This is a genomic window from Enterobacter sp. BNK-8 (assembly GCF_048685095.1).
GTDB lineage: Bacteria > Pseudomonadota > Gammaproteobacteria > Enterobacterales > Enterobacteriaceae > Enterobacter > Enterobacter quasiroggenkampii.
On the sequence record NZ_JBLQTN010000001.1, the window covers coordinates 2,778,067 to 2,793,634 of the forward strand.

The 15,568-nt window shown below is 60.3% G+C and carries 10 protein-coding genes; 8 read left to right on the plus strand and 2 right to left on the minus strand.

Going from position 1 to position 15,568, the window contains the following annotated elements; genetic code table 11:
• Positions 1 to 239: 239 nt before the first annotated feature.
• From ACMGGU_RS13520 to yegQ, 7 genes are all read left to right on the plus strand, one after another.
• Positions 240 to 1,442, plus strand: a complete 1,203-nt coding sequence (locus tag ACMGGU_RS13520; RefSeq protein ID WP_325841167.1) for an MdtA/MuxA family multidrug efflux RND transporter periplasmic adaptor subunit — start codon at positions 240 to 242, stop codon at positions 1,440 to 1,442.
• A complete protein-coding gene (locus tag ACMGGU_RS13525; protein WP_063622070.1) occupies positions 1,442 to 4,564 on the plus strand; it encodes an MdtB/MuxB family multidrug efflux RND transporter permease subunit in 3,123 nt (1,040 codons plus the stop codon). Before ACMGGU_RS13520 ends, ACMGGU_RS13525 begins: the two co-directional genes overlap by 1 nt.
• A complete protein-coding gene (mdtC, locus tag ACMGGU_RS13530; RefSeq protein ID WP_048028294.1) occupies positions 4,565 to 7,642 on the plus strand; it encodes a multidrug efflux RND transporter permease subunit MdtC in 3,078 nt (1,025 codons plus the stop codon).
• The gene (locus ACMGGU_RS13535; protein WP_420300647.1) at positions 7,643 to 9,058 is read left to right on the plus strand and encodes an MFS transporter; all 1,416 of its coding nucleotides are present in this window, start codon (positions 7,643 to 7,645) and stop codon (positions 9,056 to 9,058) included.
• On the plus strand, positions 9,055 to 10,458 hold the full coding sequence (baeS, locus tag ACMGGU_RS13540; protein WP_039025016.1) for a two-component system sensor histidine kinase BaeS: 1,404 nt from the start codon (positions 9,055 to 9,057) through the stop codon (positions 10,456 to 10,458). The genes ACMGGU_RS13535 and baeS overlap by 4 nt, the downstream gene beginning before the upstream one ends.
• Positions 10,455 to 11,177: a two-component system response regulator BaeR gene (gene baeR, locus ACMGGU_RS13545; RefSeq protein ID WP_024908120.1), complete on the plus strand. Its 723-nt coding sequence runs from the start codon at positions 10,455 to 10,457 to the stop codon at positions 11,175 to 11,177. The genes baeS and baeR overlap by 4 nt, the downstream gene beginning before the upstream one ends.
• A gap of 168 nt (positions 11,178 to 11,345) precedes the next feature.
• The gene (yegQ, locus tag ACMGGU_RS13550) at positions 11,346 to 12,707 is read left to right on the plus strand and encodes a tRNA 5-hydroxyuridine modification protein YegQ (protein WP_008500866.1); all 1,362 of its coding nucleotides are present in this window, start codon (positions 11,346 to 11,348) and stop codon (positions 12,705 to 12,707) included.
• Between the two features lie 161 nt (positions 12,708 to 12,868).
• On the opposite strand, the gene ACMGGU_RS13555 is transcribed toward yegQ, so the two are convergent.
• Positions 12,869 to 13,369, minus strand: a complete 501-nt coding sequence (locus ACMGGU_RS13555; protein WP_229226130.1) for a DUF523 domain-containing protein — start codon at positions 13,367 to 13,369, stop codon at positions 12,869 to 12,871.
• A gap of 141 nt (positions 13,370 to 13,510) precedes the next feature.
• Here ACMGGU_RS13555 and yegS point away from each other — a divergent pair, with 141 nt between their 5' ends.
• Complete coding sequence (gene yegS, locus ACMGGU_RS13560) at positions 13,511 to 14,410, plus strand: lipid kinase YegS (protein ID WP_045908639.1); 900 nt, start codon at positions 13,511 to 13,513, stop codon at positions 14,408 to 14,410.
• 53 nt (positions 14,411 to 14,463) lie between these two features.
• Here yegS and fbaB read toward each other — a convergent pair whose 3' ends face one another.
• Complete coding sequence (gene fbaB / locus ACMGGU_RS13565; RefSeq protein ID WP_008500869.1) at positions 14,464 to 15,516, minus strand: class I fructose-bisphosphate aldolase; 1,053 nt, start codon at positions 15,514 to 15,516, stop codon at positions 14,464 to 14,466.
• Between the last annotated feature and the right edge of the window lie 52 nt (positions 15,517 to 15,568).

Sequence of the window (15,568 nt, forward strand, 5' to 3'; positions counted from 1 at the left end):
CTTACCCGGCCTACAAAACGTGTGTTGTTGTGGTGCGGTCTGGTCCTCTCCCACAAAACACCCAAAACGGCAACTTCCGTTGCCGTTCGCATTTACCTTGTAGGCCGGGTAAGCGAAGCATCACCCGGCAACACTCAGACAATTCCCGACAGTCTTCCATATTTCCTCCATTTTTCCGCTGTGTTGCCTGACTAAACTAGTATCATTCCCCGAAGTATTCAGGATGAGAACGTATAACGATGAAAGGCAGTAACAAATCCCGCTGGGCAATCGCCGCTGGCATCATTGTGGTGGCCCTTGCCGCCGCCTGGTACTGGTACAGCCAATCCGCGAACTCCGCCGCACCTGCCGGTGCCACCAGCCAGGCTCAGCGCCCCACGGGCGGAGGGCGTCATGGAATGCGCGGCGGCGCCCTGGCGCCGGTTCAGGCGGCGACGGCGGTGAATAAAGCCGTTCCTCGCTATCTCACCGGTCTCGGGACCATTACCGCCGCCAACACCGCCACGGTGCGCAGCCGCGTCGACGGCCAGCTCATCGCGATCCACTTCCAGGAAGGTCAGCAGGTTAAGGCTGGTGACCTGCTGGCGGAAATCGACCCGAGCCAGTTTAAGGTCGCCCTCGCCCAGGCGCAGGGACAGCTCGCGAAAGACAACGCGACCCTCGCCAACGCCCGGCGCGATTTAGCCCGCTACCAGCAGCTGGTGAAAACGAATCTGGTGTCCCGCCAGGAACTGGATACCCAGCAGTCGCTGGTCAGTGAAACGCAGGGCACTATCAAAGCGGACGAAGCCGCCGTGGCCAGCGCCCAGCTGCAGCTGGACTGGAGCCGCATCACCGCGCCGATTAACGGACGCGTCGGCCTGAAGCAGGTCGATATCGGCAACCAAATCTCCAGCGGCGACACCACGGGCATCGTGGTAATCACCCAGACCCACCCGATTGATTTAGTCTTTACCCTGCCGGAAAGCGATATCGCGACCGTCATGCAGGCGCAAAAAGCCGGTAAAGGCCTGGTTGTGGAAGCCTGGGACCGCACCAACAAGCAGAAACTGAGTGAAGGGTCTCTGCTCAGTCTGGATAACCAGATCGACACCACCACCGGCACCATCAAGCTGAAGGCGCGCTTTAATAACCAGGACGATGCCCTCTTCCCGAACCAGTTCGTCAATGCGCGCATGCTGGTTGCGACCGAAGAGAACGCGGTGGTGATCCCCACCGCTGCACTGCAGATGGGTAATGAAGGTAACTTTGTCTGGGTGCTTAACAGCGACAATAAAGTCAGCAAGCATCTCGTAAAAACCGGAATTCAGGACAGCCAGACGGTGGTCATCAGCGCCGGGCTTTCCGCAGGCGACCGCGTGGTCACCGACGGCATTGACCGTCTGACCGAAGGGGCCAAAGTGGAAGTGGTTGAACCGGCGAAACAGGGAGCGACCTCCTGATGCAGGTGCTGCCACCGGGCTCTACAGGTGGGCCTTCACGCCTGTTTATCCTCCGTCCTGTCGCCACCACGTTGCTGATGGTGGCGATCCTGCTCGCCGGGATTATCGGCTATCGCTTCCTGCCCGTCTCGGCGCTGCCGGAGGTGGATTACCCAACGATTCAGGTTGTCACACTCTATCCCGGGGCCAGCCCGGACGTGGTGACGTCCGCCATTACCGCCCCGCTGGAGCGCCAGTTCGGCCAGATGTCGGGGCTCAAACAGATGTCCTCCCAGAGTTCTGGCGGGGCATCCGTCGTGACGCTGCAGTTCCAGTTGACGCTGTCGCTGGACGTCGCCGAGCAGGAGGTGCAGGCCGCCATCAACGCCGCTACCAATCTGCTGCCGTCAGACCTGCCTAACCCACCGGTCTACAGCAAGGTGAACCCGGCAGATCCGCCGATCATGACGCTTGCCGTCACCTCCTCCGCGATGCCGATGACCCAGGTCGAAGACATGGTCGAAACGCGCGTGGCGCAGAAAATTTCTCAGGTGTCCGGCGTTGGCCTCGTCACCCTCGCGGGCGGCCAGCGCCCGGCGGTGCGCGTCAAGCTGAACGCGCAGGCCATTGCCGCGCTGGGGCTCACCAGCGAAACCATCCGCAGCGCCATCAGCAACGCGAACGTCAACTCGGCGAAGGGCTCGCTGGACGGCCCAACCCGCGCCGTGACGCTCTCCGCCAACGACCAGATGCAGTCCGCCGACGAATATCGTCAGCTGATTATCGCCTACCAGAACGGCGCGCCAGTGCGTCTGGGCGACGTGGCGACCGTAGAACAAGGCGCGGAGAACAGCTGGCTGGGGGCATGGGCCAACAAGCAGCAGGCGATCGTGATGAACGTGCAACGCCAGCCGGGTGCCAACATCATCGAAACCGCCGACAGCATCCGCACCATGCTGCCGCAGCTGATCGAAAGCCTGCCGAAGTCAGTCAGCGTGAAGGTGCTCTCCGACCGTACCACCAACATTCGCGCGTCGGTCACCGACACCCAGTTCGAGCTGATGCTGGCGATTGCGCTGGTGGTGATGATCATTTATCTGTTCCTGCGCAACGTTCCGGCGACCATTATTCCCGCCGTCGCCGTACCGCTCTCGCTGGTCGGCACCTTTGCGGTGATGGTGTTCCTCGATTTTTCGATCAACAACCTGACGCTGATGGCGCTCACCATCGCCACCGGGTTCGTGGTGGATGACGCTATCGTCGTCATCGAGAACATCTCGCGCTATATCGAGAAAGGCGAAAAGCCGCTGGCCGCGGCGCTGAAAGGCGCGGGCGAGATCGGCTTTACCATTATCTCGCTGACCTTCTCGCTGATTGCGGTGCTGATCCCGCTGCTGTTTATGGGCGATATCGTCGGGCGGCTGTTCCGCGAGTTTGCCGTGACGCTGGCGGTCGCCATTCTGATCTCCGCGGTTGTGTCGCTGACCCTGACGCCGATGATGTGCGCCCGCATGCTGAGCCACGAGTCCCTGCGCAAACAAAACCGCTTCTCACGCGCCTCCGAGCGCATGTTCGAGCGCATTATTGCCGCCTACGGTCGCGTGCTGGCGAAAGTCCTCAACCACCCGTGGGCGACGCTCGGCGTGGCGCTCGGCACGCTGGCGCTCAGCGTGATGCTGTGGATTTTCATTCCGAAAGGCTTCTTCCCCATCCAGGACAACGGCATTATTCAGGGCACGCTTCAGGCCCCGCAGTCGGTCTCCTTCGCCAATATGGCGCAGCGCCAGCAGCAGGTGTCTGAGATTGTTATGAAAGATCCGGCGGTCGAGAGCCTGACCTCCTACGTGGGCGTCGACGGCACCAACCCGTCGCTCAACAGCGCGCGTCTGCAGATCAACCTTAAGCCGCTGGATGAGCGCGACGATCGCGTCAACGCCGTCATTGAGCGGCTGCAAAACGCCGTGGCCCGCGTGCCGGGCGTTGAGCTTTACCTGCAGCCGATTCAGGATTTGACCATCGATACCCAGGTCAGCCGCACGCAGTACCAGTTCACGCTGCAGGCCACCTCGCTGGACGCGCTCAGCACCTGGGTGCCGCAGTTGGTGGATAAACTCAAAACCCTGCCGCAGCTCTCGGACGTCAGCAGCGACTGGCAGGACAAAGGGCTGGCGGCGTATGTGAACGTCAACCGCGACGCCGCCAGCCGTCTGGGTATTACCATGGCGGACGTGGATAACGCCCTGTACAACGCCTTCGGTCAGCGCCTGATCTCCACCATCTACACCCAGGCGAACCAGTACCGCGTGGTGCTGGAGCACAACACCGAAAATACGCCCGGCCTGGCGGGGCTGGACTCGGTGCGCCTGACCAGCAAAGACGGCGGCATTGTGCCGCTGAGCGCTATCGCCACGGTGGAAGAACGCTATACCCCCCTGTCGATTAACCATCTGGATCAGTTCCCGTCCACCACCATCTCCTTTAACGTGCCGGACAATTACTCTCTGGGTGAAGCGGTGGAGGCCATTCAGGCGGCTGAGAAAGATCTCAGCTTCCCGTCCGACATTCAGACTCAGTTCCAGGGCAGCACCCTGGCGTTCCAGGCTGCGCTGGGCAACACCATCTGGCTGATCGTGGCGGCGGTCGTGGCGATGTACATCGTGCTCGGCGTGCTGTACGAAAGCTTTATCCACCCGATCACCATCCTCTCTACCCTGCCGACGGCGGGCGTAGGGGCACTGCTGGCATTAATGCTGGCGGGCAGCGAGCTGGACGTGATTGCCATCATCGGCATTATCCTGCTCATCGGGATCGTGAAGAAAAACGCCATCATGATGATCGACTTTGCCCTGGCCGCCGAGCGCGAGCAGGGCATGTCGCCGCGCGATGCGATTTTCCAGGCCTGCCTGCTGCGTTTTCGTCCCATTCTGATGACCACGCTGGCCGCCCTGCTGGGCGCGCTGCCGCTGATGCTGAGCACCGGCGTCGGCGCGGAGCTGCGCCGTCCGCTGGGTATCGGCATGGTCGGCGGTCTGCTGGTGAGCCAGGTGCTGACACTGTTCACCACGCCAGTGATCTACCTGCTGTTTGACCGCCTGGCGCTGTGGACCAAAAGCCGCTTCCCGAAACGTGAAGAGGAGGCATAAGTGAAGTTTTTCGCCCTCTTCATTTATCGCCCGGTGGCGACGATTTTAATCTCGCTCGCCATTACCCTCTGCGGCGTTCTGGGCTTCCGGTTGCTGCCGGTGGCGCCGCTGCCGCAGGTGGATTTCCCGGTGATCATGGTCAGCGCCTCGCTGCCGGGCGCCTCGCCGGAAACCATGGCCTCGTCCGTTGCCACGCCGCTGGAGCGTTCGCTCGGGCGGATTGCGGGGGTCAACGAGATGACATCCAGCAGCTCGCTGGGCAGCACGCGCATCATTCTGGAGTTCAGCTTCGACCGGGATATCAACGGTGCGGCGCGCGACGTGCAGGCGGCCATTAACGCCGCACAGAGCCTGCTGCCGAGCGGGATGCCGAGCCGTCCGACCTACCGCAAGGCCAACCCGTCCGACGCGCCGATCATGATCCTGACGCTGACCTCGGATACGTACTCGCAGGGGCAGCTGTACGACTTTGCGTCTACCCAGCTGGCGCAGACAATCTCACAAATTAACGGCGTCGGCGACGTGAGCGTCGGCGGGAGTTCCCTGCCCGCCGTGCGCGTGGGGTTAAACCCGCAGGCGTTATTCAACCAGGGCGTGTCGCTGGATGACGTGCGCTCCGCCATCAGCAACGCCAACGTGCGTAAACCGCAGGGGGCGATTGAGGATAACAGCCACCGCTGGCAGATCCACACCAACGACGAGCTGAAAACCGCGGCGGAATATCAACCGCTCATCATCCACTATAACAACGGCGCGGCGGTGCGATTAAGCGACGTGGCCAGCGTCACCGACTCGGTGCAGGACGTGCGCAACGCCGGGATGACCAACGCCAAACCGGCGATTTTGCTGATGATCCGCAAGCTGCCGGAGGCCAACATTATTGAGACGGTGAACAGCATTCGCGCCCGTCTTCCGGACCTGCAGGAGACCATCCCGGCAGCAATCGATCTGCAAATTGCCCAGGATCGCTCCCCGACCATTCGCGCCTCGCTGGAAGAGGTGGAGCAAACGCTGGTGATCTCCGTCGCGCTGGTGATCCTGGTGGTCTTCCTGTTCCTGCGCTCTGGCCGCGCGACGCTGATCCCGGCGGTGGCCGTGCCGGTCTCGCTGATCGGTACCTTTGCCGCCATGTATCTGTGCGGGTTTAGCCTCAACAACCTGTCGCTGATGGCCCTGACGATTGCGACGGGCTTCGTGGTGGATGACGCCATCGTGGTGCTGGAGAACATCTCCCGCCATCTGGAAGCGGGCGTGAAGCCGCTGCAGGCTGCCCTGCAGGGCACGCGCGAGGTGGGGTTTACGGTGCTCTCCATGAGCCTGTCGCTGGTGGCGGTGTTCCTGCCGCTGCTGCTGATGGGCGGGCTGCCGGGCCGGTTGCTGCGCGAGTTTGCCGTCACCCTCTCCGTCGCGATCGGCATTTCGCTGGCGATCTCCCTAACGCTGACGCCAATGATGTGCGGCTGGATGCTCAAGCGCAGCAAACCGCACTCGCAGCCGCGCCGCAAAGGCTTTGGCCGTTTCCTGATGGCAATGCAGGAAGGCTACGGTAAATCGCTGAAGTGGGTGCTGAACCATACGCGTCTGGTCGGCCTGGTGCTAATAGGCACCATCGTGCTCAACGTGTGGATGTATATCACCATCCCGAAAACTTTCTTCCCGGAGCAGGACACCGGCGTGCTAATGGGCGGCATTCAGGCGGACCAGAGTATTTCTTTCCAGGCCATGCGCGGCAAGCTGCAGGACTTTATGAAGATCATTCGGGAAGACAAAGCCGTGGATAACGTGACCGGCTTTACCGGCGGGTCGCGCGTCAACAGCGGGATGATGTTTATTACCCTGAAACCGCGCGGCGAGCGCAACGAAACCGCCCAGCAGGTGATTGACCGCCTGCGGGTGAAGCTCGCCAAAGAGCCGGGGGCAAACCTGTTTTTGATGGCCGTTCAGGATATCCGCGTCGGCGGGCGACAAGCGAACGCCAGCTATCAGTACACGTTGCTCTCGGACGATTTGGCCGCCCTGCGCGAGTGGGAGCCGAAGATCCGCAAGGCGCTGGCCGCCCTTCCCCAACTGGCGGACGTAAACTCCGATCAGCAGGACAACGGCGCCGAGATGGCCCTGACCTACGACCGTGAAACCATGTCGCGGCTGGGTATCAACGTTGAAGCCGCCAACAGCCTGCTGAACAACGCCTTCGGTCAGCGCGAGATCTCCACCATCTACCAGCCGATGAACCAGTATAAGGTGGTGATGGAAGTTGACCCGCGCTACACCCAGGACATCAGCGCCCTGGACAAAATGTTTGTGATTAACAACGACGGCAAGGCGATTCCGCTCTCCTACTTCGCCAGCTGGCAGCCTGCCAACGCGCCGCTGTCGGTGAACCATCAGGGGCTTTCGGCAGCATCGACCATCTCCTTTAACCTGCCCGCCGGTTCGTCACTGTCTGAGGCCAGCGATGCAATCAACCGCGCGATGACCCAGCTTGGTGTGCCGTCCACCGTGCGCGGCAGCTTTGCCGGGACCGCGCAGGTATTCCAGGAGACGATGAACTCGCAGGTGATTTTGATTCTGGCCGCCATCGCCACGGTCTATATTGTGCTGGGCGTGCTGTATGAGAGCTACGTGCACCCGCTGACCATCCTCTCGACGCTGCCGTCGGCGGGCGTGGGGGCACTGCTGGCTCTGGAGCTGTTCGGCGCGCCGTTCAGCCTTATCGCGCTCATCGGGATCATGCTGCTGATCGGCATCGTGAAGAAAAACGCCATCATGATGGTGGACTTCGCGCTGGACGCCCAGCGCAACGGCAACCTCTCGCCGGAAGAGGCCATCTTCCAGGCCTGCCTGCTGCGCTTCCGTCCGATCATGATGACCACCCTGGCGGCGCTGTTTGGCGCGCTGCCGCTGGTGATCTCGGGCGGCGACGGCTCAGAGCTGCGCCAGCCGCTGGGGATCACCATCGTCGGCGGCCTGGTGATGAGCCAGCTGCTGACGCTGTACACCACGCCGGTGGTCTATCTGTTCTTCGACCGCCTGCGGCTGCGCTTTTCGCGTAAAAACAGAGAAACGGTAAACGGGTAAATGACTGAGCTTCCCAGCAACGTTCGCTGGCAATTATGGATAGTCGCCTTCGGCTTCTTTATGCAGTCGCTGGATACGACCATCGTCAACACCGCCCTCCCCTCCATGGCGAAAAGCCTGGGGGAGAGCCCGCTGCATATGCACATGGTGATTGTCTCCTACGTGCTGACGGTTGCCGTGATGCTGCCCGCCAGCGGCTGGCTGGCCGATAAGGTCGGCGTGCGGAATATCTTCTTTACCGCCATCGTGCTGTTTACCACCGGCTCGCTGTTTTGCGCGCAGGCCAATACCCTCGACCAGCTGGTCATGGCGCGCGTGCTGCAGGGCATCGGCGGGGCGATGATGGTGCCCGTCGGGCGGTTAACGGTGATGAAGATTGTGCCGCGCGAGCAGTACATGGCGGCGATGACCTTTGTCACCCTGCCCGGTCAGGTGGGGCCGCTGCTGGGCCCGGCGCTGGGCGGCATGCTGGTGGAGTACGCCTCCTGGCACTGGATCTTCTTAATCAACCTCCCGGTAGGCATCATCGGCGCGATGGCCACCCTGGCGCTGATGCCGAACTACAAAATGCAGACCCGGCGCTTTGATTTCTTAGGTTTTATCCTGTTGGCCGCCGGTATGGCCACGCTCACCCTGGCGCTCGACGGGCAAAAAGGACTGGGGATTTCGCCCCTGACGCTCGGGCTCCTGATCGCGCTCGGTGTTACCGCCATACTGTGGTATCTGTGGCACGCCAGAGGAAACGACAAGGCGCTGTTCAGCCTGGCGTTGTTTAAAAACCCCACTTACCGTCTGGGCCTGTCTGGCAGCTTCGCCGGACGCATCGGCAGCGGGATGCTGCCGTTTATGACGCCCGTTTTTCTGCAAATTGGCATGGGTTTTTCGCCATTCCACGCGGGCCTGATGATGATCCCGATGGTGCTCGGCAGCATGGGAATGAAGCGCATTGTGGTGCAGGTGGTGAACCGCTTTGGCTATCGACACGTGCTGGTGGCGGCCACGCTGGGGCTGGCGCTGGTCAGTCTGCTGTTTATGGCCGTGGCGCTGATGGGCTGGTACTACGTCCTGCCGCTGGTGCTGTTCTGCCAGGGGATCATCAACTCCATGCGCTTCTCGTCGATGAATACCCTGACGCTAAAAGACCTGCCGGACGATCTGGCGAGCAGCGGCAACAGCCTGCTGTCGATGGTGATGCAGCTCTCCATGAGCGTGGGCGTGACTATTGCGGGGTTACTGCTCGGCATGTACGGTCAGCACCACCTCAGCGTCGACACGCCGGTGGCGCATCAGGTCTTTATGTATACCTACTTCAGCATGGCGATCATTATCGCCCTGCCCGCTTTCATCTTCGCCCGGGTGCCGGATGATACCAGCAAGAACGTCGTGATTAGGCGCGGCAAAAGGAGTGGCTCATGAAATTCTGGCGTCCGGGTATTACCGGCAAGCTCTTTGTAGCGATCTTCGCCACCTGTATCGTCCTGCTGATCACCATGCACTGGGCGGTGCGGGTCAGCTTTGAGCGCGGCTTTATTGATTACATCAAGCATGGCAATGAGCAGCGTTTGCAGGGACTGAGCGATGCGCTGAGTGAACAGTACGCCCAGCACGGCAACTGGCGTTTTCTGCGCAACAATGATCGCTTTATTTTTCAGATCCTGCGCTCGCTGGAGCACGATACCGGCGACGATCGTCCGGGCCCGGGCATGCCGCCGCACGGCTGGCGCACCCAGTTCTGGGTAATCGACCAGGATATGCGCCCCCTGGTTGGCCCGCGCGCGCCGATACCGCCGGACGGCACCCGGCGGGCGATTAAAGTCAATAACGCCACCGTTGGCTGGGTGATCGCCTCACCGGTGGAGCGCCTGACGCGCAACACCGACATCAACTTTGACCGCCAGCAGCGTCGCACAAGCTGGCTGATTGTCGCGCTCTCCACGCTGCTCGCCGCGCTCGCCACCTTCCCGCTGGCGCGCGGTCTGCTCGCCCCGGTGAAACGCCTGGTGGAAGGCACGCACAAGCTCGCCGCCGGGGATTTCACTACCCGCGTCGATACCCGCAGCCAGGACGAACTGGGCAAGCTGGCGCAGGACTTTAACCAGCTCGCCAGCACGCTTGAGAAAAACCAGCAGATGCGCCGCGACTTTATGGCCGATATTTCACACGAGCTGCGTACGCCGCTGGCGGTGCTGCGCGGCGAGCTCGAGGCCATTCAGGACGGCGTGCGCCAGTTTACCCCCGAATCGGTGGCCTCCCTGCAGGCGGAGGTGGGCACGCTCACCAAGCTGGTGGACGATCTCCACCAGCTCTCCATGTCCGACGAAGGCGCGCTGGCCTACCAGAAGGCGCCCGTAGACGTCATTAACGTGCTGGAAGTAGCGAGCGGCGCCTTCCGCGAACGCTTTGCCAGCCGCAACCTGAAAATCGACCTCTCCCTGCCGGACAGCGCGGTGGTGTTTGGCGACAAAGATCGGCTGATGCAGCTGTTCAACAACCTGCTGGAAAACAGCCTGCGCTATACCGACAGCGGCGGCGGGCTGCTGATTTCCGGCAGACAGGAAAACGGGCGCTTTGCCCTTACCTTCGCGGATTCCGCACCCGGCGTGCAGGACGCGCAGCTGGAAAAACTGTTTGAACGTTTTTACCGTACCGAAGGCTCCCGAAATCGCGCCAGCGGCGGATCCGGTCTGGGGCTGGCGATTTGCGTTAACATCGTCGAGGCGCATAATGGCACGATCCGCGCCGCCCATTCGCCTTTTGGCGGGGTTAGCATTACAGTAGAGTTACCTCTGGAACGGGATTTATCGAGAGAAGTATGACCGAGTTACCGATTGACGAAAACACGCCGCGCATTTTGATCGTCGAAGACGAACCCAAGCTGGGACAGCTGCTGATCGACTATTTACGCGCGGCCAGCTATGCCCCGTCACTGATAAGCCACGGCGACCAGGTGCTGCCGTACGTGCGCCAGACCCCGCCGGACCTGATCCTGCTGGATCTGATGCTTCCCGGGACCGATGGCCTGACCCTGTGCCGGGAAATTCGCCGCTTCTCCGACGTGCCGATCGTCATGGTCACCGCCAAAATTGAAGAGATTGACCGCCTGCTGGGGCTCGAAATCGGTGCGGACGACTATATCTGCAAGCCCTACAGTCCGCGCGAGGTGGTTGCCCGCGTGAAAACCATTCTGCGCCGCTGCAGGCCGCAGCGCGAGCTTCAGGTGCTGGACGCCGAAAGCCCGCTGATTGTCGACGAAAGCCGCTTCCAGGCAAGTTGGCGCAGCAAGCTGCTGGACCTGACGCCAGCGGAGTTCCGCCTGCTGAAAACCCTCTCCCACGAGCCGGGAAAAGTCTTCTCCCGCGAACAGTTGCTGAACCATCTTTACGACGATTACCGCGTGGTGACCGACCGCACCATCGACAGCCACATTAAAAACCTGCGCCGCAAGTTGGAGGCGCTGGACGCCGAACAGTCGTTTATTCGCGCGGTGTATGGCGTGGGGTATCGCTGGGAAGCGGATGCGTGCAGGATAGCCTAGCCAGCATAGGGTCAATCCAGGCCGGGTAAGGCGAAGCCGCCGCCCGGCACAATAACTTTACCTCCCTGCCCCGCAGCGCTACAATGCCCGCCCTTAAAGTGGGGGATCTCCCCTTACCGCTGCACCTGGTGCACGCGGATCTGACCTGTCATCAGAACGAGAACAAACATGTTTAAACCGGAACTCCTTTCCCCGGCGGGAACGCTGCAAAATATGCGTTACGCTTTCGCCTATGGCGCCGACGCCGTGTATGCGGGCCAGCCGCGCTACTCGCTGCGCGTACGTAATAACGAATTCAACCACGAGAACCTGCAGCTCGGCATCAACGAGGCGCACGCTCTGGGTAAAAAATTCTACGTGGTCGTGAACATCGCGCCGCACAACGCCAAGCTGAAAACGTTCATCCGTGACCTGAAGCCGGTGGTGGATATGGGGCCGGACGCGCTGATCATGTCGGACCCGGGTTTAATCATGCTGGTTCGGGAGAACTTCCCGGAGATGGATATCCACCTCTCCGTACAGGCTAACGCCGTCAACTGGGCAACGGTGAAGTTCTGGAAGCAGATGGGGCTGACCCGCGTCATCCTGTCTCGCGAGCTTTCGCTGGAAGAGATCGAAGAGATCCGCACCCAGGTGCCGGATATGGAAATCGAAATCTTCGTTCACGGCGCGCTGTGCATGGCCTATTCCGGCCGCTGCCTGCTTTCTGGCTACATCAACAAACGCGACCCGAACCAGGGCACCTGCACCAACGCCTGCCGCTGGGAATATAACGTTCAGGAAGGCAAAGAGGATGACATCGGCAACATCGTCCACAAGCATGAGCCGATCCCGGTGACCAACGTTGAGCCAACGCTGGGCATCGGCGCGCCAACCGACAGCGTGTTTATGATTGAAGAAGCCAAACGTCCGGGCGAGTACATGACCGCCTTTGAAGACGAGCACGGCACCTACATCATGAACTCGAAAGATCTGCGTGCCATCGCCCACGTCGAGCGCCTGACCCAGATGGGCGTGCACTCCCTGAAGATTGAAGGCCGCACCAAATCCTATTACTACTGCGCGCGTACCGCGCAGGTGTACCGCAAAGCCATCGACGATGCGGCCGCCGGTAAACCGTTCGATACCAGCCTGCTGGAAACTCTGGAAGGCCTGGCGCATCGCGGCTATACCGAAGGCTTCCTGCGCCGTCATACCCACGACGACTACCAGAACTACGAGCACGGCTACTCCGTATCCGAGCGCCAGCAGTTTGTCGGTGACTTCACCGGCGAGCGCAAAGGCGCGCTGGCGGCCGTCGCGGTGAAAAACAAGTTCACCAAAGGCGACAGCCTGGAGCTGATGACCCCGCAGGGCAACATGAACTTTACGCTGGAGCATCTGGAAAACGGCAAAGGCGAAGCGATTGAGGTCGCGCCGGGCGACGGGCATACCGTCTGGCTGCCGGTTCCGGAAGAGGTGGAGCTGAAGTTCGCGCTGCTGATGCGTAACTTCAACGGTGAAAGCACCCGTAACCCACACGGCAAATAGTCAATCAGGGAAATTTTTTCGCGCTGGGATAATTCTTAGAATCGGATCACATACCGCTTCGTTCAATACGGGTATTATCCCCCCGCTGAAAAACATAACCCATAAATGCTAGCTGTACCAGGAACCACCTCCTTAGCCTGCGTAATCTCCCTTACGCGGGCTTATTTTTTGCCTTCTCTCTCCTCAATCCAGGCAATGAGTTCGTCGATTTGCTTCTCTGAGAACACGGCAATCCCATGCTCTGCGAGCAACGATGCCGCAACCCCCTTCCCCGCTTTATGTATTCCGCGAAACGATCCGTCATAAATAAACTCACTGCCGCACGTTGGGCTGCCATCGGTTAACAATGCAGCGCTACACCCCGACTCCTGAGCAGCGCGTAGCGCAAGCCAGGCTGCAAGCTGATAATGTGCGGTCACGTCCTGCCCGGTATTTTCAACAATTCTGGCTTGCCCGAGCATTACGTCTTTGCCATCAGCGGACATAATCTCTGCCGGAGGACGCGGTACAGGCAGCCCGGCAGCCAGTTCAGGGCAGTGGATAACCAGACGTTGTTCCTGTTGCCAGAGAGCGAGTTGCGCGTTCATTCTCGCTTTTTCACTTCCGTTATAACGAACCCTGAAGCCCATCAGGCACGCGCTTACCAAAATTTTATTCATCATCACTTTCCTGTGATTACATTCATATCATCGCTGGAGTGTAACGCGCTTTCGGGCTTATTTTGTTCCTTTCATCCTGTTCTTACCCGCTTTTTTTCTCTCTGCTATACACTCTTACTAACGCTAAAAAAGGGAGCAGCGCGGATGGCAACCTATCCAGACAGTTTATTGATTCTCAATGGCAAAAGTGCGGGCAACGATCTCCTGCGTCAGGCAATTCAGGATTTGCGTGACGACGGCGCGCGGATCCACGTCAGGGTAACCTGGGAAAAAGGCGACGCGGCACGCTATATCAATGAAGCCCTCGGGCTTGGCGTCAACACCATCATTTCCGGCGGCGGCGATGGCACCATCAATGAAATCGCGTCAGCGCTGATCGACCTGCCCCCGGCAAACCGCCCGGTGATGGGTATTTTACCGCTCGGCACCGCCAATGACTTTGCCACCAGCGCCGGGATCCCGGAGGCGTTAGAAAAAGCGCTCCAGCTGGCGATCCTCGGTAAAGCCACCGCGGTTGATATTGCGCAGGTGAATGACAAAACCTGCTTTATCAATATGGCCACCGGCGGGTTCGGCACGCGCATCACCAGCGAAACGCCGGAAAAACTGAAGGCGGCGCTGGGCGGCGTGTCGTATCTGATCCACGGTCTGATGCGCATGGATACCCTCAAGCCTGACCGCTGCGAAATTCGCGGCGAGGATTTTCAGTGGCAGGGTGACGCGCTGGTCATTGGCATTGGCAATGGTCGACAGGCTGGCGGCGGTCAGCAGCTGTGCCCGGAGGCGCTGATCAATGACGGTCAGCTACAGCTGCGGATTTTCACGGGCGATGGCCTGCTGCCCGCGCTGTTTACCACGCTGACGCAGCCGGAAGAGAGTCCGAATATCATTGACGGGAAATCCGCATGGTTTGAGGTCAATGCCCCGCACGGGATGACGTTTAACCTCGACGGAGAGCCGCTAAGCGGAACACAGTTCCGCATTGAGGTGTTGCCCGGCGCGCTGCAGTGTCGGTTGCCGCCGGACTGTGTGCTTTTGCGCTGATGGTATTGCCGGGTGGCGGCTTCGCCTTACCCGGCCTACGCTTCGCCCTCAGGTCAGGCAATCGTGACTTTGCTGTCCAGATAGACATCCTGCACCGCATTGATCAGCTTCACGCCGTCGGCCATCGATTTCTTAAACGCCTTACGACCCAGGATCAGCCCCATGCCGCCCGCGCGTTTGTTAATAACCGCCGTACGCACTGCGTCTGACAGGTCAGTATCGCCGCCCGCCGCGCCGCCGGAGTTAATCAGCCCTGCACGTCCCATATAGCAGTTCGCCAGCTGGTAGCGCACCAGATCGATCGGGTTATCGCTGGTCAGCTTGCTGTAAACGCGGTCATCGGTGTAACCAAAGTTCACCGCTTTATAGCCGCCGTTATTCTCGGCCATTTTCTGCTTCACGATGTCTGCGCCAATGGTCGCCGCCAGATGGTTCGCCTGGCCGGTAAGATCGGCCGACACGTGGTAATCCACGCCGTCTTTTTTGAACGCCGAGTTACGCAGGTACGCCCACAGCACGGTTACCATACCCAGCTCGTGCGCGCGCTCAAACGCCGCAGAGATCTCTTCAATCTGACGACGGGACTGTTCAGAGCCAAAGTAAATCGTCGCCCCAACGGCAACCGCCCCCATATTGAACGCCTGCTCGACGCTGGCGTAGAGCGTCTGGTCATATTCGGTGGGATAGCTCAGGGTTTCATTGTGGTTCAGCTTCACGAGGAACGGAATGCGGTGGGCATAGCGACGCGAGACGGAGGCCAGCACGCCGTAGGTGGAGGCCACGCAGTTACAGCCCGCTTCAATCGCCAGCTCAACAATGTTCTTCGGATCGAAATAGAGCGGATTCGCCGCGAAAGAGGCGCCCGCCGAGTGCTCAACGCCCTGGTCTACCGGCAGAATGGAAAGATATCCGGTGCCACCGAGCCGCCCGGTGTTGTAGAGCGTCTGCATATTTCGCAAAACCGCAGGCGGACGGTTGTTATCGACCATCACGCGGTCGACGTAGTCGTGACCCGGCAGATAGAGCTGGTCGGCTGGAATGGTCATACAACGATGCTGTAAAAGGCTGTCGGCGTCTTTGCCAAGCAACTGCGCAATATCAGTCATGTGATACTCCCGTAAGTCCGACGTCGTGTCGGTGTGTGTTTATCCAGTCCCA

What these genes read in the sequence shown, in the direction of transcription:
- ACMGGU_RS13555 (WP_229226130.1), bottom strand. Translation starts at nt 13,369, where the DNA reads ATGATGAATAAAATTTTGGTAAGCGCGTGCCTGATGGGCTTCAGGGTT.
- yegS (WP_045908639.1), top strand. Translation starts at nt 13,511, where the DNA reads ATGGCAACCTATCCAGACAGTTTATTGATTCTCAATGGCAAAAGTGCG.
- baeR (WP_024908120.1), top strand. Translation starts at nt 10,455, where the DNA reads ATGACCGAGTTACCGATTGACGAAAACACGCCGCGCATTTTGATCGTC.
- ACMGGU_RS13525 (WP_063622070.1), top strand. Translation starts at nt 1,442, where the DNA reads ATGCAGGTGCTGCCACCGGGCTCTACAGGTGGGCCTTCACGCCTGTTT.
- ACMGGU_RS13535 (WP_420300647.1), top strand. Translation starts at nt 7,643, where the DNA reads ATGACTGAGCTTCCCAGCAACGTTCGCTGGCAATTATGGATAGTCGCC.
- baeS (WP_039025016.1), top strand. Translation starts at nt 9,055, where the DNA reads ATGAAATTCTGGCGTCCGGGTATTACCGGCAAGCTCTTTGTAGCGATC.
- yegQ (WP_008500866.1), top strand. Translation starts at nt 11,346, where the DNA reads ATGTTTAAACCGGAACTCCTTTCCCCGGCGGGAACGCTGCAAAATATG.
- fbaB (WP_008500869.1), bottom strand. Translation starts at nt 15,516, where the DNA reads ATGACTGATATTGCGCAGTTGCTTGGCAAAGACGCCGACAGCCTTTTA.
- ACMGGU_RS13520 (WP_325841167.1), top strand. Translation starts at nt 240, where the DNA reads ATGAAAGGCAGTAACAAATCCCGCTGGGCAATCGCCGCTGGCATCATT.